The following is a 25,338-nucleotide window of genomic DNA, read 5'->3' as shown; positions in this document are numbered from 1 at the left end:
ACCGGACGGCGGCACTCCTCCAAGTGCGCGCCGACCTTATTTGACATACGTATGTCACGTCAACCGCAAAACTGACATACGTCTTTCTTTTTGTGTCAATCGCAGAAGATTGCAACGATGGAATGATCGCTAACCACTTATAACAATTAATATTTTCAACAAAGCGGGACTTCAGATGACCTGCGGCGCGGACACCGGCGTGGCGTCATGCATGGGTCCAAACCCTAGTAAAGATTTTCCCGCATGATGATTTCGATGCGGATTTGCTCCTGTGCCTCAAAAATCTCGGCTGCATCGCACTTGGCGCGAAGAACGCGGAGCGCACTTCTGGCAAGGTGACCCACATTCTGGACGATGATCGCATCCATTTCCCCGTCGATCAGCGCCTGGCGCGTGACGGATGTCAGGTCATGCGCAATCACGACGAGATCCCGGTCCCGGGCACAATGGCGCAAGGCATCCAGCATCGCGGCATTTCCGGAACCCATGGAATAGACGGCCTTCAATTCCGGATGCGTGGCGACCGAACGTTCGAGCGTGTCACGTATTCTGTCCGGGTCGTCGTGAAACTCGATTGTCGGCAATGCGGTCAGGTCGGGGAAATCCCGGGAAAGAACCTTGTCCAGGCCGTAGCGGCGCTCGATGCTGTCGCGCGACACCATGGAATTGGTCGCAACAAGAATGCTGCCTCTTTCCTTGCGCAGAAACCGCCCGAGCAGAGCACCTGCCGTCTGACCGGCAGAAAAATTATCAATTCCAACAAAGTGATCGCACCTGGAGTTGGGCAGGTCGGAGACCAGGGCAACGACGTAAGCACCCGCACTTTTGATATGGGCGATGGCATCACGCACTTGCGGCGTTTCGGGCACCATGATGGCAACACCATCAAGCTGGCTGAGATCGAGCGACATCAATCGTTTCACCACAGCGTGCGGATCGGCTGTATTCACAAACAGAACATCGACGTCGGCACGATCGGTCACCTGGGCACCGGACGCTTCCCTGACTGCCTCCACCACTGTCTCGACAAAATGGTTTGGCCCGTCCGGAAGAACGAAGACGAACTTGTAGCGTCTCTTTTTCGCAAGATTTGCCGCATTCGTATCGCGCACATACCCGAGCCGCTTGACGGCGTCCTTCACCCGTTCGGCGTTTTTCGGACGCACGTCCGCACGACCGTTCAATACCCGATCAACGGTTGAAAGACTGACGCCCGCTTCGCGTGCGATATCGTGGACGGTCGGCTTCACCCTACTCCTCCGGCGGACCGCCAATCTGACGCGCCCAACTGACATACGTCAATCAAAATGTAGACGAAAAAACGTTTTGCCCAGAAAAATGCAGGCAGTTCAGAACGTTAAGACGGAAACCGCCTTGAAGGTCACCCAGAGAGTCGGATCCTGCACCACAGGCGGATCGCCAGACTGCGCCACCCCACTTGTGATCGGAACGGGCCTGAAGCAGACTGACCGGAAAGCGCGTTAGCTGCAACAAAGACAAGCAGGAGATTTCCGAGTGAGCGCACCTCTGGCATTAATTGTCGGCGTCGGCCATGGTTCTTCGGCGTCGCTGGCCCGAAAACTCCACAAAGAAGGCTACAGGATAGCTCTGGCCGCTCGCGACGTCGGCAAGATTGGCCAGCTCGCGAGCGAAACCGACGCGCAAACGATTGCCTGTGATGCCTCCAAACCGGGAGAGGTCTACAGTTTGTTCTCGGCGCTCAAGGGACCGCTTCGGGTTGCCGTCTACAATCCCTCCGCCCGGCAAAGGGGTCCACTCGTGGATCTTGACCCGGATGCTGTTCAAACGTCGATCCAGGTGACCGCATATGGCGCGTTTCTCGTTGGCCAGGCGGCAACGCGGATGATGCTGGAGCAGGACCCGGAGAACGGTGTGCGTGGCACGATCCTGTTCACCGGAGCGTCCGCCGGCGTGAAGGGCTTTCCGCAATCGGCACCCTTCGCGATGGGAAAATTCGCGCAGCGGGGATTGGCGCAATCCATGTCCCGTGAACTGCACCCCAAGGGCATTCATGTTGCCTGGATCAACATTGACGGAGCGATCCGCAATCCCGGCCGGGAGGAACCTGCCGACAACCCTGGCTCGATGCTCGATCCGGACGCGATTGCCGAAAACTACCTGGCGCTGATCCGGCAAGATCGCTCCACCTGGTCGAGCGAGCTTGAAATCCGGCCATGGGTCGAACGCTTCTAGTTTGGGCGCCATTCAGCCACTGGAGACACGCTACGCATAGGCATGCCTGAGCTCCGAAGCCGGCCAATCGGCTTTGGCCGCCGCGCCATCGTAGAGACTGTCAAGGAAGGACAGGATCGCAGCTGACGGATCGTCGGCAGCGCTCGCATCGGCGTATTTCAGGATCGCCAGCGCGCCGCCATTCTTTTCTGCCCAGAAGGCCTCGTCCGGCTGAAGCGCTGCCTGGTTCATTCCTGCAGGTTCCGGATAGGCATATCCGTAGAACGCGGCTTCCGGAAACGTGTCGTCTCCGGGCCAGAAACCGATTGAGATCACCTCGTGCGAGTAGGCTTCCCGGTCGGACTGCGTTCCGCCTTCCAGAGGATGCGCGCGGCCTGAAAACCGGGTCACAACCAGATCGAAGGAATGCCAATAGAGCTGCACCGGCGTCTGCTTGCCGGCAAAGCCCGAGCGGTAGGTCTCAAACACGCTGGAAATGGAACAGAGCGCCTGCCAGAACCGCGACACCGCAGCAGCGTCGTAGGCGCGCTGCGCGGTATCTTCCGGGAAAGGCGTTTTGGATTTGTTGTCATAGGGAACCGCGACGATTTTCACCGAGATGTCCAGCGCTTCAAGGCAGGAAAACAAGGTCTCGTAAAACGCGGCCACCGATTTCCCAGCAACCGCAAACTCGCGCTGCTGGCCATCGTTGCGGCTGACAACAACCTTGTGGTCGACCATGTCGTAGAGGATCTCAAAGCCGCTTCCTTGGTAGGGAATACGTCCGGTCGTCAGTCCCCGAACGCTTGGATAAAGCGTGACATGCCACCAGTGATTCAGCTTCGGGTGAGCTTTCAGCCGGATCTTGCCAATGATCTGCAGGAAAAGGTGAAGTGTGTCCTTGGTATCGGACCACTCCGCATAGGGCAACGGAGGAAGGGTGATCATGAGAGCAGCTACCTTGGGACGTGAGGGATCAGTTCGTTTTGTGCGTTGCGTCCCTATTTAGGCCGCGTCCGGTATTCGGCCATATCCGGCTTTGAACTTGAACGCCCGACCGCCGAGGTCCCGACCCCAATCCGTCGAGACGGCAACAAAACCTGAAAACCGGCAGTTCTTTATTGCGTGCATGCCAGTTGTAAGTCGGCTCTGCGATACCCCGTGACGTATTCGACCGTTTCAATGCGACATTTGCTCGCACAATCATTAGACACCTGCCCCTAAGTTATGCAACGCTGTCGGTGGGTGGACTGTTAACGGATGGAGGGGACATGTCTGACGCAAAACCCGAAACTGGCAAGAAGATGCTCGATCCCGACCCGAGGGTCTGGGATTTCGAGACAGAATACGAACTGGGACAGGACAATATCCGGCCCTTTGGTCTGGACCTGCACAATCCTGTTTTCCTGGTTTCAAGTATCGTGATCGCGGCATTTGTCCTGATCTCGCTGGCCAACCAGGAATCTGCCGCTTCGTTCTTCGGCTGGCTGAGACCGTGGCTGACCAGCACTTTCGACTGGTTCCTCGTCCTGTCCGTGAATGCCATCACGCTGTTCTGTCTGGTGCTCATCGTCCTGCCGGTTGGTTCGGTCAGGATCGGCGGCAAGGACGCAAAGCCTGACTATTCCTATGCCGGCTGGATTGCGATGATGTTCGCAGCCGGTATCGGCATCGGCCTGCTGTTCTTCGGCGTTCTTGAGCCGGTCTACTATAACTTTGCGGAAAGCGGGAACGCGAGCCCACTCGGCATCGACATCACTCAGCCTGGAAATGAGTATGCCGGTATTGTCGGCACCATTCACCACTGGGGTCTCGAAGGCTGGGCGGTCTATGCCGCGGTCGGCCTGTCGCTGGCAATCTTTGCCTACAATCTCAATCTGCCGCTGACCCTGCGCTCCGCTTTTTATCCCCTGCTCGGTGAACGCGTCTGGGGATGGTGGGGCCACGCTATCGATACACTGGCCGTCTTCGCGACCCTGTTCGGCCTGACCACGTCGCTCGGTCTCGGCGCACAGCAGGTTGCCGCAGGCCTTTATGAGGTCTTCGGAATCGAGCAGTCTCCGACTGTCGTCGTCCTTCTGATCATTGGCATCACCGCGATCGCGCTCGGCTCGGTCCTGCTTGGCATGGACGCAGGCGTGAAGAGACTGTCTGAAATCAACATGATCATGGCGGTCGGTCTGTTCCTGTTTGTCATCGTTACGACCGGCGTTGCCGCGGCGGCCACCCGGTACTTCTCGGTGATGACGGACTACATCATGATGCTTCCGGCGCTCTCTAACCCGTTCGGACGAGAGGACACCAGTTTCTTCCACGGCTGGACGACATTCTACTGGGCATGGTGGATTGCCTGGTCGCCGTTCGTCGGCATGTTCATTGCCCGGATCTCCAAGGGCCGCACGGTGCGTGAGTTCGTGCTTTGCGCGCTGATTGCACCGACCGCTGTCTGTGCACTTTGGATGTCCACCTTCGGCGGTGCAGCCATCGACATGCTCAATGCCGGTGGCGCGGACGGCGTCAGGGCAACGGTCATCGAAGCCTACAAGCCGGAAGGCGCCCTGTTCGGCTTCCTGAAAGAACTGCCGTTCTATCAGATCGTCGCACCGATCTCGTTGCTGCTGATTGTCATCTTCTTCGTGACATCTTCGGACTCCGGATCGCTCGTGATCGACACGATCACCGCTGGCGGCAAGATGGATGCTCCGGTTATTCAGCGCGTCTTCTGGTGCACGCTGGAAGGACTGGTCGCCATCGCCCTTCTGCTTGGAGGCGGCCTCGCGGCCTTGCAAGGCGCAGCAGTCTCGACGGGTATTCCTTTCACGCTTGTCGTGCTGGTGATGTGCTACTGCCTATGGCTGGCACTCAGGGCCGAGCGCGCCAAGATGGATATGGAATAAAAACGATGTGGCGGCGGGCAAACCCTTGCCCGCCGTTCAAACCGGGCTTCAGGAATTCAACCGGCCAATAAGCCGCATTCTGAACTTGATGATGTCCCGCATTGAGTCGCTGATCCCGGCAAGGCTCGATACGTTTGCTCAAACCTCCCCATTCACCACAAGCTGCAACCGGTCCGCTGCTGCGCGCGCCCGCGTGTACTGGATCGTCTTGCCTGTCATGTCGAGATTGACGCTTTCAACGACGAGAACCGGCTGACCCAGCGCAAGCCCCAGCTGCTGTGCGTCCTTTGCTTCGACGAGTTCGGCAGTTATGCGCGATTCCTTGCGCCGGTAATCTTCAATGCCCGCTTTTTTGAGAGCCTTGGTGATAGAACCGCTTTCCGCGTAATCAGCCACGAAATTCGGCACCAGAGACTGCTCGAACCAGCTGGTGCCGACAATCATCGGAACGCCATCGGCGACCCGCAGGGTTTCAAGACGGATGAGCATCGTGCCGAGCGGGACTTCAAGCTGGTTCGCGAGCAGCGCATCGGCTTCTTCCAGCGCTGATCCGATCAAGCGGCCGCTCGGGGCGCGATCCTGACCTGAGACGATTTCGGAAAACCTTGTGCGCGGACCGATCGGATAGCTGAGCGGAGCCGAGGCGACAAATGTTCCCCGGCCCTGGTCGGCCCTGAGGATCCCCTCCGAGGTCAGGGCAGCAATCGCCCGCCGAACGGTGTGGCGGTTGACGCCGAAGCGCGCAGCCAGATCCGATTCCGGGGGCAGACGGCTGCCTTCTTCAAAGGCACCGCTGACGATTTCCGCCTTCAGCGTTTCCATGATCTGGCGCCAAACCGCAATGCCGGCGCTGCGATCGAGAATGGTGTTGTTCGTCATGTGCACGTCATCAAATTTCGGTACCACAGAGTCAACTGGATTATTTGTATAGACAAATAGACAAATTTGGAATAGAGACAAGCTGTCTCTGACCTCTCTTCAGTTATCGCCAACCCGAAGGCGCGACTCATGATCGAAACCACTCCCCAGGACTCCCACCAGAATTCCCCAGATGGCGCGCAGGCTGCACGCCAGAAAGTCATGGCAACGCTTGCTGCAGCAAAGCCTGCGGCCGTCGCCGAAAAATTCCACGCGCTTGACACTCCGGCTTACGAACTGGTGCGCCAGCCCGAGACGGGCCTTGTCATGGTGCGCGGCCGAATGGGCGGCACCGGCAGCCCGTTCAATCTCGGTGAGGTGACGGTGACGCGCTGCGTTGTCCGGCTCACCACGGGGGAAACGGGCAGTTCCTACAGCCTTGGACGCAACAAGGAAAAAGCGCTCCAGTCCGCGGTGATTGATGCTCTGTGGCAACGCAGCGGCGACCGAGACCGCATCGAACGGGACATCATCGCGCCGCTTGCCGACGCACAGACGGCCATGAACGAGACGGTCAAGGAAGAAACCGAGGCCACCAAAGTCAACTTCTTCACCATGGTGCGGGGAGACAATTGATGGAACCGTCAATCACAACGGAAAACAGAGCAATCCGGACCGCGCCGCTTGCCGCCGGTTTTGCTGATCCGGTTCATGACGCACAAGGCTGCTTTCGCGCCATCATGGATGTCATGGCGCGGCCCGGAACCCGCAAGACACTTGAACTCGGAAAGCTCACCCCGCCGGCGCCCCTGACACCGGCCGCAGCAGCGATCGCGCTGACGCTGTTCGACTACGATACGCCGGTCTGGCTTGACCGGCCGCTGATGCAGTCCGATGCGGTCAAGGCGTTCCTGCGCTTTCACACCGTGGCACCGATCCTGAGCGAGCCGGTTGAAGCGGCCTTTGCGCTTGTCAGCGAACCCGGATCGATGATCCCGCTGACGAGCTTCAACCAGGGATCAGCCGAATATCCGGACGAGTCGACCACGGTGATCCTGACAGGTCAGGTATTCGGCAAGGCCCAGGCGGTAACCCTGGAAGGCCCCGGCATCAAGGAGAAGATCTCTTTCAGCACCGGACCGACCCCGCCTATTTTCTGGGACCAGGTTGTGTCCAACAACCGGCAGTTCCCGCGCGGTATCGACCTTGTCTTTGCCGGCGAAAAGGAAATTGCCGCGTTGCCCCGGTCCACCCGCATCACGCTTACGGAGGCCTGAGTCATGTATGTTGCCGTCAAAGGTGGCGAGAAAGCCATCCGGAACGCTCACAAGCTGCTCGCCAAGCGCCGCAGAGGTGACACCTCCGTTCCTGCACTGACATTGGAGCAGATTGCCGAGCAGCTCTCTCATTCGGTCGCCCGCGTCATGGGCGAAGGGTCGCTTTACGACGAGACACTGGCCGCACTGGCGATCAAACAGTCGCGCGGCGATCTGATTGAGGCTGCCTTCCTCATGCGCGCCTACCGCACTACGTTGCCGCGTTTCGGCTACAGCCAGCCGGTGGACACGGCAAAGATGCTGGTCGAGCGCCGCGTCTCTGCGACCTACAAGGACCTGCCCGGCGGACAAGTTCTCGGTCCAACCTTCGACTACAGCCACCGCCTGCTCGATTTCAAGCTGGCCGCAGAAGAAGGCAGCGTCGAACCGGTTGCGGAAACCGCCGAAACCTCGGACGAAGCGATGCCGCGCGTGACCGACCTGCTCGGCGACGAGGGCCTGATGGAACCGGATCCGGTGACCGACGAAGACGCTCCTGTCGGCGACTTGACGCGCGAACCGCTGGCGTTTCCGGCCGACCGGGATTTGCGCCTTCAAAACCTGGCACGCGGCGACGAGGGATTTCTTCTGGCGCTTGCCTATTCGACGCAGCGCGGTTACGGCCGCACGCACCCCTTTGCCGGCGAAATCCGGTACGGCGAAGTAGAGGTCGAGTTCTTCGCCGAAGAGCTTGGCTTTGCCGTGACGCTCGGCGCCATCAAGGTCACGGAATGCCAGATGGTCAACCAGTTCCAGGGCTCGGCCAAGGCGGCACCGACCTTCACCCGGGGGTATGGTCTCGTATTCGGCCAGGTCGAACGCAAGGCCATGTCGATGGCGATGGTCGACCGTTCCATGCGCTGGCAGGAGCTGGGCGAGGAACAGACGGCCCCCGCACAAGACATTGAATTCGTCCTTTCCCATTCAGACAACATCCAGGCGACCGGCTTCGTCGAGCACCTGAAACTCCCCCACTACGTCGATTTCCAGGCCGAACTCGACCTTGTCCGCCGCATGCGCGGCGAGTGGTTTGAAAAGCGCGCCCGCGAAGAAAACGGCGACACGTCCCAGGAGGCCGCAGAATGAGCGACACGGCTGAGAATTATGACCAGGGCGAATACAATTTCGCCTATCTGGACGAACAAACCAAACGAATGATCCGCCGTGCAATCCTGAAGGGGATTGCCATTCCCGGTTATCAGGTGCCTTTCGCCTCACGCGAAATGCCGATGCCCTATGGCTGGGGCACGGGCGGGGTGCAGGTGACCGCAGCCATCCTCGGCAAGGATGATTGCCTGAAGATGATTGATCAGGGCTCGGACGACACCACCAACGCTGTTTCGCTCCGGGGTTTCTTTGAAAAGACAGCGGGTATCAGAACGACATATGAGACGTCCGAGGCGACTGTCATTCAGACCCGCCACCGCATTCCGGAAAAGGACCTGACGGACGACCAGGTCATCGTATTCCAGGTCCCGATTCCCGAACCGCTCCGTTTTCTGGAACCGCGCGAGACTGAAACCCGAAAAATGCATGCACTCGAGGACTATGGCCTGATGCATGTGAAACTCTATGAGGACATTGCCAAGAACGGCCACATCGCGACCACCTACGCCTACCCGGTCAAGGTCAACGACCGATATGTGATGGACCCCTCGCCGACACCGAAGTTCGACAACCCGAAAATCGACGAGATGGCCGCGCTCCAGCTTTACGGGGCGGGCCGTGAAAAGCGGATCTATGCCATTCCGCCCTACACGAAGGTGAAGAGCCTCGACTTTGAGGATTACCCGTTCGAGGTCCAGAAATTCGACAAACCCTGCGCCCTCTGCGGGGCGCGGAACGTCTATCTCGACGAGGTCATTCTCGATGACCGCGGCGGGCGCATGTTCGTCTGCTCTGACAGCAACTTCTGCGAGGAGCGCCGCGCGGCAGGACATGTCGGACCCATGGCGGCCGACCCCGCAGCTGTCCAGATCGGTGGATCATCACAAGAGGAGACAGCCCGATGAGCCTTTTTCAATCGGACGAACCGCTCCTTCAGGTTCATAACGTCACCCGTTACTACGGCGATCGTGTTGGCTGTTCCGACGTCTCTTTCGATCTTTGGCCCGGTGAAGTGCTCGCTATCGTGGGCGAAAGCGGATCCGGCAAAACGACGCTTCTCAACTGCCTCTCCACCCGATTGGCCCCAACAGCAGGCGCGATTGAGTACCGCATGCGCGACGGCACCATGCGCAATCTTTATCAGCTCACCGAGGCGGAGCGGCGCCTGCTGATGCGCACCGACTGGGGTTTCGTCCACCAGAATGCAGCCGACGGATTGCGCATGAATGTTTCTGCCGGCGCCAATGTCGGCGAGCGGTTGATGGCAATCGGCGACCGTCACTACGGCAACATCCGGTCAACGGCCGACGACTGGCTCGGCCGCGTGGAGATCGACAGCGACCGGATCGACGACGACCCGCGCTCCTTTTCCGGAGGCATGCGCCAGCGCCTGCAGATCGCACGGAACCTGGTCACACGCCCGCGCCTCGTTTTCATGGACGAACCGACCGGCGGCCTGGATGTATCCGTACAGGCACGCTTGCTCGACCTGCTTCGCAGACTCGTTTCCGATCTGGGTCTTTCCGTCGTGATCGTCACCCACGACCTTGCGGTCGCCCGCCTGCTGTCACACCGCATCATGGTGATGCGCTACGGCAATGTCATTGAAGCCGGTCTCACAGACCAGGTTCTTGACGACCCGCGCGAGCCTTATTCGCAGCTCCTCGTTTCATCCATCTTGCAGGTGTGAGGTCCGAAATGCCTGTCCGTCTCTATCTCAACAATGTCGGCAAGTCCTTCACCATGCATTTGCAGGGCGGCACGGTTATTCCGGTCGTGGAGAAAGTCGAATTCTCGGTGAGCGCTGGTGAGTGCGTCGTGCTTGGCGGTCCGTCCGGTGCCGGCAAAAGCTCAATTCTCAAAATGATCTACGGCAACTATCGCTGCGACAAGGGCCAGATCCTGGTCACAATCGGTGACGACATTGTCAATGTCGCCGGTGCCGAACCGCGGCAGGTGCTGAAACTGCGCGAAGATACGATCGGGTATGTCAGCCAATTCCTGCGCACGATTCCGCGTGTTTCCGCCGAAGACGTTGTCGCCGAGCCATTGGTCGCCCAGGGCGCCAGCGAAGAGGAGGCCGTGGAGAAGGCGCGCTCGCTCCTTGCCCGGCTGAACGTTCCGGAGCGTCTCTGGACCCTGCCTCCGGCAACCTTCTCCGGCGGCGAACAGCAGCGCGTCAACATTGCCCGCGGTTTCATTGCCCACTATCCGATCCTGCTTCTGGACGAGCCGACGGCGTCGCTCGACGCCGCCAACCGCGCTGTCGTCGTGCGGCTGGTACAGGAAAAGAAGGAACAGGGCGTCGCCATGGTCGGCATCCTGCACGATCAGGATGTGCGCGAGGAGATTGCCGACCGCATCATCGACGTCACCACTTTTGCGGCCGACGTGGCTGCCTGAGGCCGATGGAGAACCTTTGAAGAAATAGTTGCAGACGGACGGAAACTGTCACAGAACAGTCACCGCTCGCCTTTAGGCCAACCTCCCGGCCAGACGAAAACGACCCGTGATTCTGTTATGCGCTATGCCATCTATTTTGCCGCCGGTGCGGACGATCCTCTGATGCAACTGGGCAATGCCTGGCTGGGCCGCGACCCGTTTACCGGCTCTTCGCTGCGCCAGCCGGACGTCGACGGCGTCGACGCGTCGCGCTTTCAGGATCTGACCGACAGCCCCCGGCGTTACGGTTTTCACGGGACCCTCAAGGCGCCGTTTCACCTTCATCCCGATGTCAGCGAAGCCGCGCTGTTGGACGCATGTAAGGCGTTCGCGGACGACATCGCACCCTTCGAAATCAAGGGACTTGGCGTCAATCGTCTCGGGAAGTTCCTTGCACTTACGACGGACCAGAACGAACCGGGACTTGCCGCCTTCGCTGCCATCTGCGTCCACCGCTTCGAGATGTTCCGGGCACCCCTGTCCGAAGCCGACCTGGAACGGCGCCGCAGAAGCAACCTCACGCAGAAGCAGGACGCCTATCTGACCGGGTGGGGCTACCCTTACATCTTCGATGAGTTTCGCTTCCACATGACCCTGTCCAACAAGCTGGAAAATGAAACAGAGGCCGGCAAGATCGCTGCGGCGGCTAGGGACTATTTTTCGGCTGTGACAGGTGAACCGCGCATCTGCAATTCGTTTGCGCTTTATGTCGAACCGGAACGCAATGCCCCCTTTGACGTTCACACAGTGTTCCATCTGACAGGTGAGACGTCGCCTGTGACGGCAGAATCGCATGCCGCCCTATTGACCCCCAAGGAGAATGCATGAGCACGCATTTGAAAGTCTTCAAGAACGCCAGGCTGGTTCTGGCGGACGAGGTGATCAATGGCTCCTTGAGCGTGAATACAGGCGGAATGATCGAGGCCATCGAGACACCGACCAACGTTGATGGACACGATTGCGAAGGCGATTTTCTCCTCCCCGGCCTGATCGAATTGCACACAGATCACCTGGAAACACACTATGCGCCGCGCCCGAAGGTGCGCTGGAACACGGTCTCCGCTGTTCAGGCACACGATGCACAAATCGCGTGCGCCGGCATCACCACCGTCTTTGACGCGCTTCGCGTCGGCATGGATGAAGATGCGGACCTGCGCTATTCGGATATGCGCGCCCTTGCGGATGCGATCGAGACCGGTCAGCGCGAACACCGGCTCCGGGCCGACCATTTCATTCATCTGCGCTGCGAAGTTTCCGCACCCGATGTGCTGAACGCCTACAAGGTCTTTGAGGACGACAACAGCATACGGCTGATTTCCCTGATGGATCACACGCCCGGACAACGCCAGTTCGTCTCCCTCGATGCGTACAAAACCTATTATCAGGGCAAGAAGGGCTTCACCGATGCCCAGATGGACGAGTTCATCCGGCGCCGGCAGGAACGCGCCAGTGGGCTTGCCCCGGACAACCGCAGGAAACTGTCCGACATCGCCCAGGGCAAGGGCATAGCCATCGCCAGCCATGACGATGCCACCATCGGCCACGTGGAAGAGGCCATTGCGCTGAACACAAAGATCGCTGAATTCCCGACAACGGTTGAAGCTGCCAAGGCATCGCATGAAGCAGGAATGGCGGTTCTGATGGGTGCCCCCAACGTCGTCCGCGGCGGCTCCCATTCGGGCAATGTTTCAGCAGGGGAACTGGCGGAAGCAGGTTATCTCGACGTTTTGTCCTCCGACTATGTGCCGGTCTCCCTGATCCAGGCCGCGTTCCAGCTTGCCGACGAGATCGAGGCAATCGATCTGCCACAGGCCGCTGCCATGGTCACATCAAGCCCTGCCAGGGCGATCGGCCTGGACGACCGCGGCTCCCTGACGCCGGGTCTTCGTGCAGACCTGATCCAGGTGAAGCTCGTCGGCAGCGTGCCGATCGTGCGCGGTGTCTGGCGCGAGGGCAGACGGGTTGCCTGATACGGAAACATCGGCAGGAAAACTGGGACCGGGCCGAATGGTGCTCGTTGTCGGCCCAAGCGGTGCGGGCAAGGACACGCTCATGTCCGCACTCAGGCAAAGGCTCCAGGACAAGACCGGCGTTCACTTCGCCCGGCGCGCAATTACCCGTGATGCCGACCCGAATGCGGAAGACCACGACACGCTGACCCGCCCCGAATTCGACAGCATGGTCGCCAACGGAACAGTCGCGCTTTCCTGGGAAGCACATGGTCTCGGCTACGTTATCCCGGCGAATTACGACGACCTTATCAGGAACGGCGATACGGTGATTGCAAACGGGTCGCGCCGTGTTCTTCACCAGGCCTCGGACAAGTATCAAACGGCGATCGTTCTGCTGATCACCGCGCCTGTCGACATCCTTGCGGCGCGCCTCGCCACCCGTGGCCGCGAGAGCCGCGAGGCCATTGAAAACCGCCTTCGGCGCGCGGATCTGGAACCACAGGATGTGCCGAATCTTGTCCGGATCGAAAACACGGGATCGATCGGTGAAGGTGTTTCCAGGATGATGGCAGCGCTGTCGATTCAGAACTGACGTGGACGTCTTCCTTCTTTTCCGCGAAGCTTTCTGCGACTGAAAATCCGATCCGTCCTCACCGCATTTCGCGCGGGAACGACGGTCAGTCGGATTTGATATTCAAGCTGGATTTCAACCAGCCTGCATAGTCCGCAAGCGCTGTTTCATCTCGCCTGCAATAAGTCCATTTCTGCTTGCGCTGCGCACGGATAAAACCCGCACGCTTCAGCAATTCAATATGCCGGCTCATCGTCGGCTGACTGATCCCGAAATGTTCCGCAAGCAACTGGACGCACACCCCTGTTTCAACGGGGTTTGCCGACTCCTGATGGGCAAAGTGATCCATTGGCCGATCCAGCAATCTCAGGACTTCAATCCGGGTTTCGTTTGCAAGCGCCTTGACTTGATCTTCTCGATTCGACATATCTATATTCATATAGCAAATTTGCTATTTGTCAATCTGATGGAGAAACAGATGCTACCCCTCAATGAACGGTTTGTCTTTGACGGTCAGTCCGTCGCTTGGGGTGCCATTGGCGAAGGTGAGCCGATCGTTCTCGTCCATGGATTCCCCTGGTCATCGCAGGCCTGGCGCGCAATTGCGCCCTGGCTGGCGAAGACGCACAAGGTCTACTACTTCGATATGCTTGGGACCGGCCTGTCTGAAAAGGGGCCTTCTCAAAACGTGACTGAATCTGTTCAGAGCAACCTCCTGGAAGCATTGATTGCGGAGTGGTCTCTTGTCCGGCCGCAAGTCATAGGCCACGATTTTGGAGGCCTTGCGGCGCTGCGCGGGCACTTTGTCAATGGCATTGAGTACGGCAAGCTGCATCTGGTGAACGCAGTGGCAGTGCTGCCCTCCGGTTCACCGTTTTATGCCCATGTCGCGAATTACGAGCCCGCATTTGCGGGCCTGCCGGATTACGCCCACGAAGCGTTGTTCCGCGCTTACATCCAGGCAGCCGCACATCATCCGCTTCGCGAAGACGCGGTCCAGATCTATTTCGGACCCTGGTCTGGCGAGCTCGGCAAGGCGGCCTTCTACCGCCAGATTGCGCAGGCGGACGATGGCAACATAGCAGAAGCGCAGAAGCTTTACGGACCGACCGATTTCGACGTTCACATCACCTGGGGGATGCGCGACACATTCATCCCCCCTGAACAGGGACGGCAGCTTCTCAAACTTCTCAATGCAAAGTCCTTCACACCCATCGAGAACGCAGCCCATCTTGTCCACGAGGACGAGCCTGCGGCGTTGCTGGGATCCTTGTTGGCGAATGTATGAAGTCTGCTCTGGAAACTGAGAAAACACGCTTCGCGCCGTTTCCCAACCACAGCCAAACCGTTACACGGTCTGTTTTGTTCATTCAAAGCAATCGGAACCGAATGATCAAGAAATAGGCAAAATTAAATTTTTCGAGAAAGTTCTAAACAACTTTCCTTTACGGCCCCTGTGGCCTACTCTGTCTCTACTTCTTTGTAATTTGTAATCAATCGAGTTTCATTGGCATGAGCAAGGCGCTTTTTGATAAATATGGCGGCTTCAAATCTGTCAGCCGGATCGTAATGGCCTTTTATGACAAGGTTCTCGATTCCGACCAGATCGGCGACTATTTCGACGAAATCGATATGCCCAAGCTCATCGATCATCAGACCAAATTTATTTCCGCCCTTCTGGGCGGGCCGGTTTCCTATTCCGACGAGCGTCTCAGACGGGCTCACGCGTCCCTGCAGCTGACCCACGAGGATTTCGACGAAGTCAGCCGGCTCCTGCAGGAATCGCTCGCCGAGCATGGCTTCGAGCCGCAAGACATCAAAATCGTCATTTCGGAGATTGAAGCGCGGCGGTCCAGTATTCTCTCGGCGGGCGTCGTATGAGCATTACGGCAATCAACCAGCAGCTGTTGCGTGCCATTGGCGTTGGAATAGCCGTCGTGCGCGGTGACAACCTGCAATTCCTGTTCACCAATGAACCTTTTGCGGAATGGTTCGGCAAGCCCGAGCCGGACGCGACATTGCCGGATGTCCTGATGGACATCGACATGGAGAAAGTGCGCGAGTCGGTGAACGAGACAGGGCGGTTTACCGGAGAAATTTCCGTAAAGCTGAAGCGTCGGACACTGGTGATCGCGCTCTCGATTTCGAGCGCTGATGCGGAAGGCAACAATCTTTTCGTGGTCGAATGCCAGAACATTACCCGGATCAGGGAACTGGAATCGATGATCGACAGTTACTCGTCGATGGTTGAGCGCAACACGCGCGAACTGGAGCGTGAAAAGGAACGCGTTGAGCGCCTGTTGCTGAACCTGATGCCACGCTCCGTCTACGAAGAGTTCAAGACATTCGGTGTCGTCACGCCCCAGCTTTACGAGAGCGTCTCCGTGGTGATGCTGGATTTCGTTGATTTCACACGGTTTTCATCGACACACGACCCAACAGTCACGCTTGGAGAACTGAACGATATTTTCACCGCGTTTGACCGGATCGCAGAGCAGTTCGGCTGCGAACGGATCAAAACGATTGGTGATGCCTATCTGGCTGTCTCCGGAATGCCGGAGCCGTCTCCTGACCACATGCGTGCCGTCGCCAACTGCGCCGTGCGCTTTATCCGCTACCTGGAACGCCGCAATCAAAGCCATCAGTACAAGTGGGAAGCACGCATTGGACTGGGCACAGGCTCTGCCGTCGGGTCAGTCGTCGGCATCCAGAAATATGTTTATGACGTCTTCGGATCCGCCGTAAACCTCGCGGCGCGCCTCCAGGCCTTTGCCAAACCCATGGCCGTCGTCGCGCCGGATACCATGAAAGAATACCTCGTCGAAGAGTTTCATCTGGACGATCTCGGAAAACAGGAGATCCGCAGCTTCGGCGAGATGCGGCTGATGCGCGTCAGTCCGGGCATCGAGCTTGCCCGCCAGGCCGGTCGATTCTGAGCCCCGCGCCGTAGAAGATCAGCTGTTCCCCGCTCTGCCAAGGCTCTAGGGGTTGGAACCCCGGTGTTTTTCGGTCCAATCAAGACATGAGTGCAACAGCCGCAGGTAAAGATTTGGCGGATAGTAGTCGTGGTCGGACTTGGGATACCCCACAAGCTGCGCGTCCGCGCCAGCCCGCTTCAGCGCACGATAGAACTCTTCCAGCTGCGTATGGGGCACATTGTCATCCAGCAGGCCGCCCTGGATCAAAGTCGGTGTCCGCACATTCTTTACGTGGAAGATCGGTGACCGATCCAGAAACATCTGCAGATTGTCAATGAAGCTGCCGCCCAGATACCAGCTGGTCTGAAAGTACCCGTTGGTGCCCTCCAGACTGATGTAATCCGTTTCACCTGCAATCGGACAAGCAGACTTGAACCGATCAGTCTGCGTGATGATCCAGCTCGTTAGGGTTCCGCCATTGCTCTGGCCAACGACAAACAATTGTTCTGGGTCAACCTGACCCCCTGCAATCACATGATTGACGCCGGACATGATATCTTGAAAATCCGGCCTACCGAAATTGCCGACCAGGCCCTCCCGGAAGGCCCTGCCGTAGCCCAGTGTACCTCGATAGTTGATGCGCAGGACGAAATACCCTTTTTCAAGATACGCCGCCGTGGCAAAGAACTTCATCAGCGGCAGGTATTCGTTGAAATCAACGCCATTCGGACCACCGTGTATTTGCACCACGAGCGGGTAGGTTTCTCCGTCCCTGAAGTCTTCGGGGTAGCTCAGAAGCCCCTCGACGGGTGTGTTGTCGAGCGATCTCCATTCGACCAGTTCCGTCCGCAGTGCCCCGATACCCTCAAATTCACCATTCAGCCGGGTAATCTTCGCAGGCTCGAATTGAGCGACCTCACTGACGTAAATTTCCGGAGGTTGCGCATGTGTCTGGCCGATGAAAGCGACTTTGTCGCCGCTTGAACTGACGTCCACATAAGACGAAGTCAGATACGTATTGAGGCCCGGAACGCCAAGATCCTGCGGCGATCCGAACACCTTTGAATAAGGTGATCCGTCAATTGGCATCGTGTAGAAGGAATAGGTCACACGATCGTTTTCAATGTAGTAAAGGCTTTGGGAATCAGACGCCCATTCCCAGGGAAACGGCAGCCGATTTTTGGATTGATGCAGGTCGACGACATCCCCGCCACCAACCGGGAACAACTTGATATCCCACAGGAAAGACCACTTGAACGGACCAGGCGCGTTAATGAACGCGATCCACTTTCCATCTGGTGAGTATCTTGGAAAATACTTCCAATGCTCATTCCCGGCATCGATGCTGCGGACTTTTCTTGTTTCGACATCCACAATGGAAAGTTGGGCCTTCGTCCAGTAGTCAAGCCCGGGCCGTTCCTGATGGGCAAAAACTATCCTGCTGCTGTCAGGAGCCCAGTCATAGGACCAGTTCCCACTCCATTCACTGACAGAAAAATCCGCATCCGGCGTCAGACTGATCGCCGCTCCATCAGCTTGATTGTCTTTCAGCTTTTGAAGCCAAAGCTGGTTCTTGGCAAAAACATCAGAATCCTGCACCGGAGGCGGAACGAAATCCGGATCCGCCATGACGAATGCGATTGAGCTCCCGTCTGGTGCCCACTTGAAACTGGACACCTCGCTCGAGAGGTCTGTCAGCTGTCTACCGTCGCCCCCGGCGGCATCGATAAGCCAGATATTGCTGGTGCCGCCGGAGGTGGACAGGTAGGCGACGAAGCGCCCGTCCGGCGACCATTGCGGGGATGAATGATCTGCGGACTTTTCCAGCAAGGTTCTGGCATTTGTGCCATCTGACTGCGCAACGAAGAATTCGGCCTGATAAGCGTCTGAAGCGAGGTCGACGCTGTTCACACCGTAAAGCAGCTTTGTGTCGTCAGGAGAAAACGAAAGGTCTGACAGGCGATTGACCTTCAAACTCGTCTCCGGCGTCCATGCGTCTTGTGCAAACGCCAATGGTGAGGTTTGAACGGCAATAAACGCGGCAAGCAGGAATATGAATTTTGCAGAAACTGAATTTGGCAACAGCATTGAGACACTCCAACCAACAATGAGAGGTGGTGCTTTCGACCGCACTATACCTCAGAATTGCATTGCTGATTTTCACAATGCGTGGATCTCTTTGAATGATCCTGAACCTGCCGCAGGAAGCGGAGTGTCAATGCAGCGGGCTACGCAGTGTCAGTTGCCATTTTCCTCTTTCTTGTCCCGGCCAAGCACCGAACCGAGCAGACCGGCTGGCAGGCCGAAGCCCTCTTCAACCGCCTTGAGCACTTCCTCGTCGTCCACCTCGCCGTCGATCACCTTCTGAACATCGATTTGTGTCCGCCCGCCGGTGGCCCGCTCGATGACTTCATTCGCAGTTTCGACGAGTTCCTGCGGTGCATCCTTGTTGCCCTGCAGAATGGACATCAGCTCGCCACCCGTTTCCTGAAGCTGCTTGTAGGCCGCCTCCGGATTGTTCAGGATCCCGGCAATATCCGGGTAGATGCGCGGATCGCTCCAGGGTCCCTCGATGACGATCGGTACACCGAGACCGGCCATCTTCTTGTCTTCGCCTTTCCGGCGCGGCATCGGCGGTTGGCCTTCAAGGGTCGGAACGATGCTCGGCTCCACCCGCCAGCTAAGGCTTTGCTTGGGCAGATCCGTCGTTCCCTGACCGCTCATGCGCAGCAAGGGCCCAACCATGGCAAGATCGTCCGTCCGGGCGACTCCATTCTCGATGCCGAATGTCGCTCCGAGCGAGCTGAAATCCGTCTTTTCAGACAGGTTTTCCTGCCATCCCAGCAGAGTCTCGACCGAAAGGCCGCGCACCATTTTCGGAATATTGATGCCCCGGATCGCGCCATCCACGAATTCGAAATCGGCCGTGCCGTTCAGCCCTTCGACGAGCGCCTTTTGCGATGCTCCTGCCGAGGTCACGTCAAGGCTTATTGCCCCTTTGCCTTCAATCCAGTCGAAGTCTGCCGCGTCACTCAAAAGCGGGTTGGCATTGAGACCGGAGAGGGAAAACTTCGCAGCAACCTCCGGCGTTTCCTTCGCTCCATTGAGGGTCACCAAACCGGTTCCCGCCCCATCATAAAGCGCAAGCCTTTCCAGATTTGCGGTAAGGACGCCGTCCTGAATGGTCGTGGAAAGGCTGCTTTCGTCGATCTTGACCTTGTCCCAGCGGATTTCCCGGGTCGTGACCTTGAAGTCGACGTCAACAGCCTGGAGGCCCTTGAAGTCGATCGGTTCAGCACTCCATCCAGAGGTAGAAGCTGGCGCACCACCGGAACTCGCGCCGCCGGAAGATCCGCTACTGCTCCCCCCGGAACTGCTGTTCGAACTGCCACCGGAACCGGGCGCATCGCCAAGATAGGGATCGAGAACGAGCTCCCTTAAGGCCAGTTGTGCGCTCACCTTGGGCTTGCCCCCAAGGTCTATCCGGCCGTTCGCCTCGCCGGACGTATCATCAAGCGTGAACCGCGTTTCCTCGAATGTGATCGCGTCTGGCTGAACACCGAAGATGCCGGATGCCTTGAAGGTCTTGAGACCACCGCCCTGGCCGAGGGGCTGGCCCATCCAGGCCATCAGGCCGCGAAGGTCGGCGGTTTCAATGTTGACCGCGCCATCAATATTGCCCGGCAGCGCCACCAAACCGTTGAACCCGGCACCGAACCGGTTGCCTTTCAAGGTCATGGACACAGGCGCAGACGTTCCACCAAGCAGTTTCGCCGTGTCTGCTTCGCCTGTAATGCTGAACGCCTCGCCGCGCCAGGAAACCGCTCCGCTCATCGCAATCGGGCTTTCGAGCCCCTTAAGATCGACGTCCAGCGCCAGATCCGTCAAACGGTCCGCGTCGGCATCGCCAACGGTGGAAGAGAGTCCCAACCCGCCAATTTCACCATCCGCAATCGAAATCGATCCGTTCATGTCGAGGCCTGCAACAAGCTCCGAACCGGTGATACCAACGGTTTCGAACGCCAGATCCGCGCTCAGTTTACCGCTGGCAGGAAGGTCCTGTCCGGCAAACAGCAACAGATCCTTGATCGAGCCGTCTTTCAGAACGATCCTTCCGGACACTTCGGGAATGAGCCCGGACAGGTCTGCATCTGCTGCCCCGCCAAGAGACAACTGGCCAAGCACAAGGTGCAAATCCGCGACCGAGATCGCCGCTTCCGTGCCTGTTACCTTTGCGTCAAAGGAAAAGGCGCCGGGATCTGCGTCTATTTCCTGACCGGCAAGCGCTGCGAGTGCCTTGAGGGAGGGCCCGCCCGCGTCGATTGCGAGTTCCACACGGACCGGCTCAAGACCGGTTTCGCCGCTCACGCTCAACGTGTTTTCGCCTGTGGCGACCGTCAGCAGGATTGGGACCTGCTCTCCAGCAGTGAGGCCAAGCGGATTGGTCAATCCACCTGAAACGCTGATCGGAGTGTCCTGAAAAACAAAACTGGAGGTCAGCTCGACGTCGCCGCTCAGATCCGGAGCGGTCAGGGCAAGATCGAGGCTTGTGATCCTGACCGGTTCCTCGGAGGACGCATCTTTATAGGTGAGCGTGCCCCCGTTGATCTGGAGACTGTCAACGCCGACACTCTTGAGATAGGAGCCCGAAGGTTGAGCCGATTGCGCCTGCGCCTCGGGCGCTGTTTCAGATGGCGCCGGTGCATCCGCCGATGCTGTATCCGTTGCGGTTGCTTCGGATCCGAGCGCGCGCCGCGGTTCCCAGCTTGTCGACCCGTTGGCGCCGACCTCAAGATAAATGTCCGGATTGTCGAGGGTGATGCCGGTCACCTGAATATTGCCGGACAGCAGTCCTCCCCAGCCAAGCCCGAACGTGATGCGATCGGCTTTGGCAAATTCGATCCCGTCCGCGCCGGCTTCGCCAGAGACACCGATATCCTGCGCGTCGAGTGCAAACCCGGGGAACAGGGACAGGGAAACCGGTCCGTCGAGCCGGACACGCCAGCCGAGCCGATTGTCGACCTGTTCCACCACCTGACGTTTGATCTCGTCCTTGGGCAGGAACAGCGGGACGACCAGAACGACCGTCACCAGCAGGATCACCAGACTGCCCAGTCCGATCAAAAGCCGCCGCATGTTGAGCTTCTCCCTTCGCGAATCGGCCCCAATGTAGACCAATCATGCACTGGTCCGCACCCACACTGCACCGCGAATTTGACAAAAGCAGGAAACAGGGCGTTTTCGCAAGCTTCTGCCCGCGAGATCTGCGGACAACCGCTAAATCAAGAAAGCGCAACCATATGATTGTCCCAGGAAATGCCCGGTGGACGTGCCAGGATTTCAGCGGGCTCGTCCGGTTCGACAACAACGGAGAGCGCGCCGTTGCCGTCCGAGATCAGAAAATTGCCCTGGTCGATCGGTGCAACGCCGCATCCGTCGGCGATGGTCTGGGCCCCCAAGAATGCGCCTGTTTCGGCTCGCCAGAAGAGGGTCCGGTCACCGCGCGGTGCGGAAGTGGCGATCACATCACCGGCGCGATTGGCAGTGACTGAACCTATGTAATTTTGAAGCATGGGAGCAAGGCTGTCCGGAATTCGTGTCACCGTCGGCACTTTATCACGCTCAAAGACAGCGACGAGTGGCGGTGTCTCGGACAACGGTCCTTCGAATTGCCCGCCGACCCAGACCCGGCCTGACGCGTCCAGCGCCATGTGCCGCAGGGAGAGCTGGTGCAGCGTCTTGTCCAGGACATGTTCTGAAACAAGATCACCGCTTTCGACGTCAACGAATACGGCCGAAGGCGCCATGGTGTCGAGATTGAGCTTTTCGCGCGGCCGGTCAGGATGGGTTTCAATGCCGCCGTTTGCAATGACAAGCGTTCGTCCATCGGGCGTGAGCGCGATGTCGTGAGGACCAGTCCCGTAAGTGCTGAATTCACCGATCCTGACTGCGCTGTCACCACTCATGTCATATACGCCGATCACACCCTTTGCGTTGGCGAAGTCGTTTTCGGCCGCATAGAGCAACCGGCCATCCGTCGAAAAACAGCCGTGCCCGTAGAAATGCCTTCCCGGCTCTGAAACGATCACGTCCAGTTTCGCGTCCTTGAACGGACGCACAACGATGGCAAAGGTTCCTGGGCGGCGTGCAAAGGCGACAAATCGGCTTTTGTCAGGCGAAACGGCAATCCCGTGACCACGTCCGGGAAGCGAGATCCTGGCCAGGACCTGGCCGTAATCGTCCAGAATTCCGATGCCAAAGGTGCCGTCTGTGTTCTTGTAGGCGCTGGCAAAAAGCAGCGCATCGTCACCGGCCCTTTTGTCAAGCAAGTTTGCCGCCAAGGGAGAGTTGGTGAAGGTCTGCAAAGCCGCCAGCCCGCCGAGCGCGGAGAGAAATCCGCGCCGGGAAAATGGCTTCTTGCTAGTCGCCGTCCAGCGCATTGAATCCTCCGGAGAGCGCCAACGCACCGGCCAGTTCCAGGGCCAATGTATCGCGGATCGATTTGATCGTGATCGCCAGCAGGGACACCTTGGCGTAGCTGCCGTCCTCCCCAAGCGTTTCCCGCAAGGGAGGCTTCAACTGTTCAAGCAAATTTTCGCCGTTGGCGAACTCAAAGCTCAGGGATCCGAAAATCCACTGGAAGTCTTCCGGCGTCAGGTCTTGGAGGTTCATGTTGAAGAGCGCTTCTCGGAGACCGCTCAATTCGCCTTTCAAAAACAGGATACTGTTCCCGGACCGGGCAAACGGAAAGCGGCGCGGCTTGGCTTTGGCTTCTGATGAGCCCAGCGCCGGCAAGATGTTCTGATCACGCGCAACGATCAGCCCCGTCACCAGGCCGTTGAAGACAGTTTCAACGGCTTCTTTTGTCGTCCGGAACCGCTCGTTGTCTGGTCCTGCGGACAGCAGAAGGGCCCGGTACCCGTCCGGATTTGCCCAATCGCGCGCAACACTTTCTGCAATGGCCGCAACGTTTTGTGCGATTGCCGCAGCATAGCCGCAGGTGAAGTCTTTGTTCTCACCCGGAGCGCCGAGAACGATGCTTCCGTTCTTGTCAAATGCGATGAGTTGAAACGCGGTCAATCCCTGAAGCGCGACACTCTTGCTTCCAAGACTGTCTGGCGAAAGCACACCGGCGTCCCTGGACGCAAACACCTTGCGGATCTGCCTTTGTCCGATCCCACGCGGATCAGGAAGAAAGGCCAGCCGGCTGAGACGGTCGTTTTCAATAAGCGGCCCAAATCTCAGGAAGTGAATTCTGGAAAAATCGAATACGGTTTGCGCATAGACCTTCTCAAGCGATGCAACCGTGCCTTCACCGGGAGTCTCACAAACCGACATCACGGCGTCGGGCAAGCCTGCGGCCGTGTTTGCAAACTGTGCACTTGCCGGAACAATGTAGTCTGAAATGATCCGCTCCAGCGGCGCCTTCACTTCCACTGCCCATGCCGGAACTGAGAAACTGGCGGCAATGGCTGCCAACACCAAAAAACGCATCATAGCGACTCCAGAAATCGGATAAGCGACCGGCGGTCGTTCGGGGATAGCGCGACGACCTTGTCCTTTGCCTGTTTTGCCTCGCCATCATGCCACAAAACAGCCTCCAGAAGATTGCGCGCACGCCCGTCATGCAAAAACCGGGTGTGATTGTTCACTGTTTCCGTCAGTCCGATGCCCCAAAGTGGCGGCGTGCGCCATTCGCGGCCGTTCGCATCTCCAACCGGCCTGTCATCAGCCAGACCTTCGCCCATGTCATGCAGCAAAAGGTCCGTATAGGGCCAGATTAACTGAAACCGGTGAGCTGGATTTGCCGCATCCCGGCTGGTGACATATTTCGGCTGATGACACGAGACGCAGCCACTTTCATAGAAGATGCGCTTGCCTTTCAGGACATCCGGATCGTCAGCATCCCGGCGCATCGGCACCGCGAGATTTTCTGAATAAAACGTCACCAGATCCATGACGGGATCGGGCGCCTCAGAAACACCCAGGTGCTCCTGTTCACCATGCGGCATTGCCCGACACGCTGTTTGCGCCTCTGTACAATCGCCGTAGTTGTCCGGCTTGTCCGGCGTGCTGATGCCGATGTCACCGGAAAACGCTCCCGCGGTCTGTGCCCTGATCGTCGGGTTTGAGGCTTTCCAGCCGAACCGGCCGATCGTGAGTTCGCCTGATGCCGGATCCCGAACACGGCTGATTTTTCCCGAGATGCCATCACCGTTCAGATCATCGGGATCTGCCAGCGCTTCAAGATCTCCGGGGTGGATGGCCTGCAACAGACCCAGACCGATCATCGGTGGCGCGACGCGGGGAGAAATCAGCGTGTCGGGATGCAGGGCGCCAAAACCAAGGTCGCGCACCTTGTAGGTTGGTTTCTGGAGGATAGCAGTTTCCCCACCATTCAGGGGAACCTCGATGTCCTCAATCTCGATATCGAACCGACCTTCGCCCGGAAGGCCCTGCACGGCAAAGGACTGGAACTGGCCGCCATAGGTCGGCTCCGGCACGCGCAGAATCTCGCGCGCTGCCAGCGCTTTTTCCTGCGCCTCCGTTTGCGGGGGAATTGAGAGCCGCAGGAACAGCGAGACGGCCTTGTCGCCAGGTCGAGGCGGACGGCCGCGACCATCCTTCAGATGACACCCCTGGCAGGATCTCGCGTTATAGAGCGGCCCAAGGCCGTCGGAAGCGCGCGTCGATGAGGGAGATGACGCCCAAAGCTTCTTGAAAAGCCCGTTACCGACCCTGAAATCATGCTGTTCTTCGAAGGTCAGGTTTGTGTTCGAATGGGAAAACGCGTCCCGGTTCGGCCGCCGGGTTGATGTCCCGGCACCGCCCTGCATCGGCTCGAACAACTCGGGAGTTTCGAAATCGGACGGCGCTTGCAGCACCCTGGAAACCTTGGCTTTGTCCTTTTCTGACAAATCGTCTCTATGTGACAAAGGGCCGTCTGCGGCGGCGGGAACCGCGGCGACAAGCACGCACAAAAGAGCGCCCTTAACCGCGCTCGAAGGGAGGCCCAGCCTCATGAATCGCATCCTGACTGTGACCTGTGCACCCCAATACGCAGGCAAAAGGTCAGGCGGCAGG

Annotated in this window: 23 protein-coding genes; 14 read left to right on the top strand and 9 right to left on the bottom strand. The window is 58.4% G+C overall.

Annotated features, from left to right (window positions below; genetic code table 11):
- Positions 1–224: 224 nt before the first annotated feature.
- Complete coding sequence (locus tag RBB47_RS21010; RefSeq protein WP_305987848.1) at positions 225–1,250, bottom strand: LacI family DNA-binding transcriptional regulator; 1,026 nt, start codon at positions 1,248–1,250, stop codon at positions 225–227.
- Between the two features lie 265 nt (positions 1,251–1,515).
- On the opposite strand from RBB47_RS21010, the gene RBB47_RS21005 reads away from it, so the two are divergent.
- The gene (locus RBB47_RS21005) at positions 1,516–2,214 is read left to right on the top strand and encodes an SDR family NAD(P)-dependent oxidoreductase (protein WP_305987847.1); all 699 of its coding nucleotides are present in this window, start codon (positions 1,516–1,518) and stop codon (positions 2,212–2,214) included.
- A 30-nt stretch (positions 2,215–2,244) separates the two neighbouring features.
- Here RBB47_RS21005 and RBB47_RS21000 read toward each other — a convergent pair whose 3' ends face one another.
- Positions 2,245–3,141, bottom strand: a complete 897-nt coding sequence (locus tag RBB47_RS21000; RefSeq protein ID WP_305987846.1) for a DUF5996 family protein — start codon at positions 3,139–3,141, stop codon at positions 2,245–2,247.
- A gap of 323 nt (positions 3,142–3,464) precedes the next feature.
- Between RBB47_RS21000 and RBB47_RS20995 the strand changes: the two genes are divergently transcribed.
- Positions 3,465–5,090 (top strand): BCCT family transporter, encoded by a 1,626-nt coding sequence (locus RBB47_RS20995; RefSeq protein WP_305987845.1) that lies wholly within the window; start codon positions 3,465–3,467, stop codon positions 5,088–5,090.
- Positions 5,091–5,228: 138 nt separating this feature from the next.
- Here RBB47_RS20995 and phnF read toward each other — a convergent pair whose 3' ends face one another.
- Positions 5,229–5,969, bottom strand: coding sequence for a phosphonate metabolism transcriptional regulator PhnF (phnF, locus tag RBB47_RS20990; protein WP_305987844.1), 741 nt, complete (start codon positions 5,967–5,969; stop codon positions 5,229–5,231).
- 129 nt (positions 5,970–6,098) lie between these two features.
- On the opposite strand from phnF, the gene phnG reads away from it, so the two are divergent.
- The 9 genes from phnG (at position 6,099) to phnN (ending at position 13,357) form a co-directional block, all read left to right on the top strand.
- A complete protein-coding gene (gene phnG / locus RBB47_RS20985) occupies positions 6,099–6,584 on the top strand; it encodes a phosphonate C-P lyase system protein PhnG (RefSeq protein WP_305987843.1) in 486 nt (161 codons plus the stop codon).
- Positions 6,584–7,225, top strand: coding sequence for a phosphonate C-P lyase system protein PhnH (gene phnH, locus RBB47_RS20980; protein WP_305987842.1), 642 nt, complete (start codon positions 6,584–6,586; stop codon positions 7,223–7,225). The genes phnG and phnH overlap by 1 nt, the downstream gene beginning before the upstream one ends.
- A gap of 3 nt (positions 7,226–7,228) precedes the next feature.
- Entirely contained in the window at positions 7,229–8,350 is a 1,122-nt protein-coding gene (locus RBB47_RS20975) for a carbon-phosphorus lyase complex subunit PhnI (RefSeq protein WP_305987841.1), read from the top strand.
- Positions 8,347–9,276 carry an alpha-D-ribose 1-methylphosphonate 5-phosphate C-P-lyase PhnJ gene (locus RBB47_RS20970; protein WP_305987840.1) on the top strand — a complete coding sequence of 310 codons (930 nt, stop codon included), beginning with the start codon at positions 8,347–8,349 and terminating at the stop codon, positions 9,274–9,276. Before RBB47_RS20975 ends, RBB47_RS20970 begins: the two co-directional genes overlap by 4 nt.
- Positions 9,273–10,061, top strand: a complete 789-nt coding sequence (phnK, locus tag RBB47_RS20965) for a phosphonate C-P lyase system protein PhnK (protein ID WP_305987839.1) — start codon at positions 9,273–9,275, stop codon at positions 10,059–10,061. Before RBB47_RS20970 ends, phnK begins: the two co-directional genes overlap by 4 nt.
- A gap of 8 nt (positions 10,062–10,069) precedes the next feature.
- Positions 10,070–10,774, top strand: coding sequence for a phosphonate C-P lyase system protein PhnL (gene phnL / locus RBB47_RS20960; RefSeq protein ID WP_305987838.1), 705 nt, complete (start codon positions 10,070–10,072; stop codon positions 10,772–10,774).
- Between the two features lie 117 nt (positions 10,775–10,891).
- Complete coding sequence (locus tag RBB47_RS20955; protein WP_305987837.1) at positions 10,892–11,641, top strand: DUF1045 domain-containing protein; 750 nt, start codon at positions 10,892–10,894, stop codon at positions 11,639–11,641.
- Entirely contained in the window at positions 11,638–12,783 is a 1,146-nt protein-coding gene (locus RBB47_RS20950) for an alpha-D-ribose 1-methylphosphonate 5-triphosphate diphosphatase (RefSeq protein ID WP_305987836.1), read from the top strand. Before RBB47_RS20955 ends, RBB47_RS20950 begins: the two co-directional genes overlap by 4 nt.
- On the top strand, positions 12,776–13,357 hold the full coding sequence (phnN, locus tag RBB47_RS20945) for a phosphonate metabolism protein/1,5-bisphosphokinase (PRPP-forming) PhnN (RefSeq protein ID WP_305987835.1): 582 nt from the start codon (positions 12,776–12,778) through the stop codon (positions 13,355–13,357). Before RBB47_RS20950 ends, phnN begins: the two co-directional genes overlap by 8 nt.
- An 85-nt stretch (positions 13,358–13,442) precedes the next feature.
- Here phnN and RBB47_RS20940 read toward each other — a convergent pair whose 3' ends face one another.
- On the bottom strand, positions 13,443–13,685 hold the full coding sequence (locus tag RBB47_RS20940; RefSeq protein WP_371932824.1) for an ArsR/SmtB family transcription factor: 243 nt from the start codon (positions 13,683–13,685) through the stop codon (positions 13,443–13,445).
- Positions 13,686–13,814: 129 nt separating this feature from the next.
- Between RBB47_RS20940 and RBB47_RS20935 the strand changes: the two genes are divergently transcribed.
- The 3 genes from RBB47_RS20935 to RBB47_RS20925 all read left to right on the top strand — a co-directional run bounded on the left by RBB47_RS20935 (position 13,815) and on the right by RBB47_RS20925 (position 16,272).
- The gene (locus RBB47_RS20935) at positions 13,815–14,624 is read left to right on the top strand and encodes an alpha/beta fold hydrolase (RefSeq protein ID WP_305987833.1); all 810 of its coding nucleotides are present in this window, start codon (positions 13,815–13,817) and stop codon (positions 14,622–14,624) included.
- A gap of 224 nt (positions 14,625–14,848) precedes the next feature.
- Complete coding sequence (locus RBB47_RS20930) at positions 14,849–15,217, top strand: group 1 truncated hemoglobin (protein ID WP_305987832.1); 369 nt, start codon at positions 14,849–14,851, stop codon at positions 15,215–15,217.
- Positions 15,214–16,272: an adenylate/guanylate cyclase domain-containing protein gene (locus RBB47_RS20925; RefSeq protein ID WP_305987831.1), complete on the top strand. Its 1,059-nt coding sequence runs from the start codon at positions 15,214–15,216 to the stop codon at positions 16,270–16,272. The genes RBB47_RS20930 and RBB47_RS20925 overlap by 4 nt, the downstream gene beginning before the upstream one ends.
- Positions 16,273–16,317: 45 nt before the next feature.
- On the opposite strand, the gene RBB47_RS20920 is transcribed toward RBB47_RS20925, so the two are convergent.
- The 5 genes from RBB47_RS20920 to RBB47_RS20900 all read right to left on the bottom strand — a co-directional run bounded on the left by RBB47_RS20920 (position 16,318) and on the right by RBB47_RS20900 (position 25,277).
- Positions 16,318–18,342, bottom strand: a complete 2,025-nt coding sequence (locus tag RBB47_RS20920) for a S9 family peptidase (RefSeq protein WP_305987830.1) — start codon at positions 18,340–18,342, stop codon at positions 16,318–16,320.
- A 150-nt stretch (positions 18,343–18,492) separates the two neighbouring features.
- Positions 18,493–21,390 carry an AsmA family protein gene (locus RBB47_RS20915; RefSeq protein WP_305987829.1) on the bottom strand — a complete coding sequence of 966 codons (2,898 nt, stop codon included), beginning with the start codon at positions 21,388–21,390 and terminating at the stop codon, positions 18,493–18,495.
- Positions 21,391–21,536: 146 nt separating this feature from the next.
- Positions 21,537–22,694: a DUF1513 domain-containing protein gene (locus tag RBB47_RS20910; protein ID WP_305987828.1), complete on the bottom strand. Its 1,158-nt coding sequence runs from the start codon at positions 22,692–22,694 to the stop codon at positions 21,537–21,539.
- Complete coding sequence (locus RBB47_RS20905; protein WP_305987827.1) at positions 22,675–23,751, bottom strand: imelysin family protein; 1,077 nt, start codon at positions 23,749–23,751, stop codon at positions 22,675–22,677. Before RBB47_RS20905 ends, RBB47_RS20910 begins: the two co-directional genes overlap by 20 nt.
- Complete coding sequence (locus RBB47_RS20900) at positions 23,748–25,277, bottom strand: di-heme oxidoredictase family protein (protein ID WP_371932823.1); 1,530 nt, start codon at positions 25,275–25,277, stop codon at positions 23,748–23,750. The genes RBB47_RS20905 and RBB47_RS20900 overlap by 4 nt, the downstream gene beginning before the upstream one ends.
- Between the last annotated feature and the right edge of the window lie 61 nt (positions 25,278–25,338).

The sequence above is a fragment of the Roseibium sp. MMSF_3544 genome (assembly GCF_030732845.1).
GTDB lineage: Bacteria > Pseudomonadota > Alphaproteobacteria > Rhizobiales > Stappiaceae > Roseibium.
This window is presented reverse-complemented; position numbering and strand designations above follow the sequence as displayed.

What these genes read in the sequence shown, in the direction of transcription:
- RBB47_RS20905 (WP_305987827.1), bottom strand. Translation starts at nt 23,751, where the DNA reads ATGATGCGTTTTTTGGTGTTGGCAGCCATTGCCGCCAGTTTCTCAGTT.
- phnK (WP_305987839.1), top strand. Translation starts at nt 9,273, where the DNA reads ATGAGCCTTTTTCAATCGGACGAACCGCTCCTTCAGGTTCATAACGTC.
- RBB47_RS20910 (WP_305987828.1), bottom strand. Translation starts at nt 22,694, where the DNA reads ATGCGCTGGACGGCGACTAGCAAGAAGCCATTTTCCCGGCGCGGATTT.
- RBB47_RS20940 (WP_371932824.1), bottom strand. Translation starts at nt 13,685, where the DNA reads ATGGATCACTTTGCCCATCAGGAGTCGGCAAACCCCGTTGAAACAGGG.
- RBB47_RS21000 (WP_305987846.1), bottom strand. Translation starts at nt 3,141, where the DNA reads ATGATCACCCTTCCTCCGTTGCCCTATGCGGAGTGGTCCGATACCAAG.
- RBB47_RS20955 (WP_305987837.1), top strand. Translation starts at nt 10,892, where the DNA reads ATGCGCTATGCCATCTATTTTGCCGCCGGTGCGGACGATCCTCTGATG.
- RBB47_RS20975 (WP_305987841.1), top strand. Translation starts at nt 7,229, where the DNA reads ATGTATGTTGCCGTCAAAGGTGGCGAGAAAGCCATCCGGAACGCTCAC.
- phnL (WP_305987838.1), top strand. Translation starts at nt 10,070, where the DNA reads ATGCCTGTCCGTCTCTATCTCAACAATGTCGGCAAGTCCTTCACCATG.
- phnF (WP_305987844.1), bottom strand. Translation starts at nt 5,969, where the DNA reads ATGACGAACAACACCATTCTCGATCGCAGCGCCGGCATTGCGGTTTGG.
- RBB47_RS20900 (WP_371932823.1), bottom strand. Translation starts at nt 25,277, where the DNA reads ATGAGGCTGGGCCTCCCTTCGAGCGCGGTTAAGGGCGCTCTTTTGTGC.
- phnH (WP_305987842.1), top strand. Translation starts at nt 6,584, where the DNA reads ATGGAACCGTCAATCACAACGGAAAACAGAGCAATCCGGACCGCGCCG.
- RBB47_RS20970 (WP_305987840.1), top strand. Translation starts at nt 8,347, where the DNA reads ATGAGCGACACGGCTGAGAATTATGACCAGGGCGAATACAATTTCGCC.
- RBB47_RS20935 (WP_305987833.1), top strand. Translation starts at nt 13,815, where the DNA reads ATGCTACCCCTCAATGAACGGTTTGTCTTTGACGGTCAGTCCGTCGCT.
- RBB47_RS20995 (WP_305987845.1), top strand. Translation starts at nt 3,465, where the DNA reads ATGTCTGACGCAAAACCCGAAACTGGCAAGAAGATGCTCGATCCCGAC.
- RBB47_RS20920 (WP_305987830.1), bottom strand. Translation starts at nt 18,342, where the DNA reads ATGCTGTTGCCAAATTCAGTTTCTGCAAAATTCATATTCCTGCTTGCC.
- RBB47_RS20925 (WP_305987831.1), top strand. Translation starts at nt 15,214, where the DNA reads ATGAGCATTACGGCAATCAACCAGCAGCTGTTGCGTGCCATTGGCGTT.
- RBB47_RS20930 (WP_305987832.1), top strand. Translation starts at nt 14,849, where the DNA reads ATGAGCAAGGCGCTTTTTGATAAATATGGCGGCTTCAAATCTGTCAGC.
- RBB47_RS20915 (WP_305987829.1), bottom strand. Translation starts at nt 21,390, where the DNA reads ATGCGGCGGCTTTTGATCGGACTGGGCAGTCTGGTGATCCTGCTGGTG.
- phnG (WP_305987843.1), top strand. Translation starts at nt 6,099, where the DNA reads ATGATCGAAACCACTCCCCAGGACTCCCACCAGAATTCCCCAGATGGC.
- RBB47_RS20950 (WP_305987836.1), top strand. Translation starts at nt 11,638, where the DNA reads ATGAGCACGCATTTGAAAGTCTTCAAGAACGCCAGGCTGGTTCTGGCG.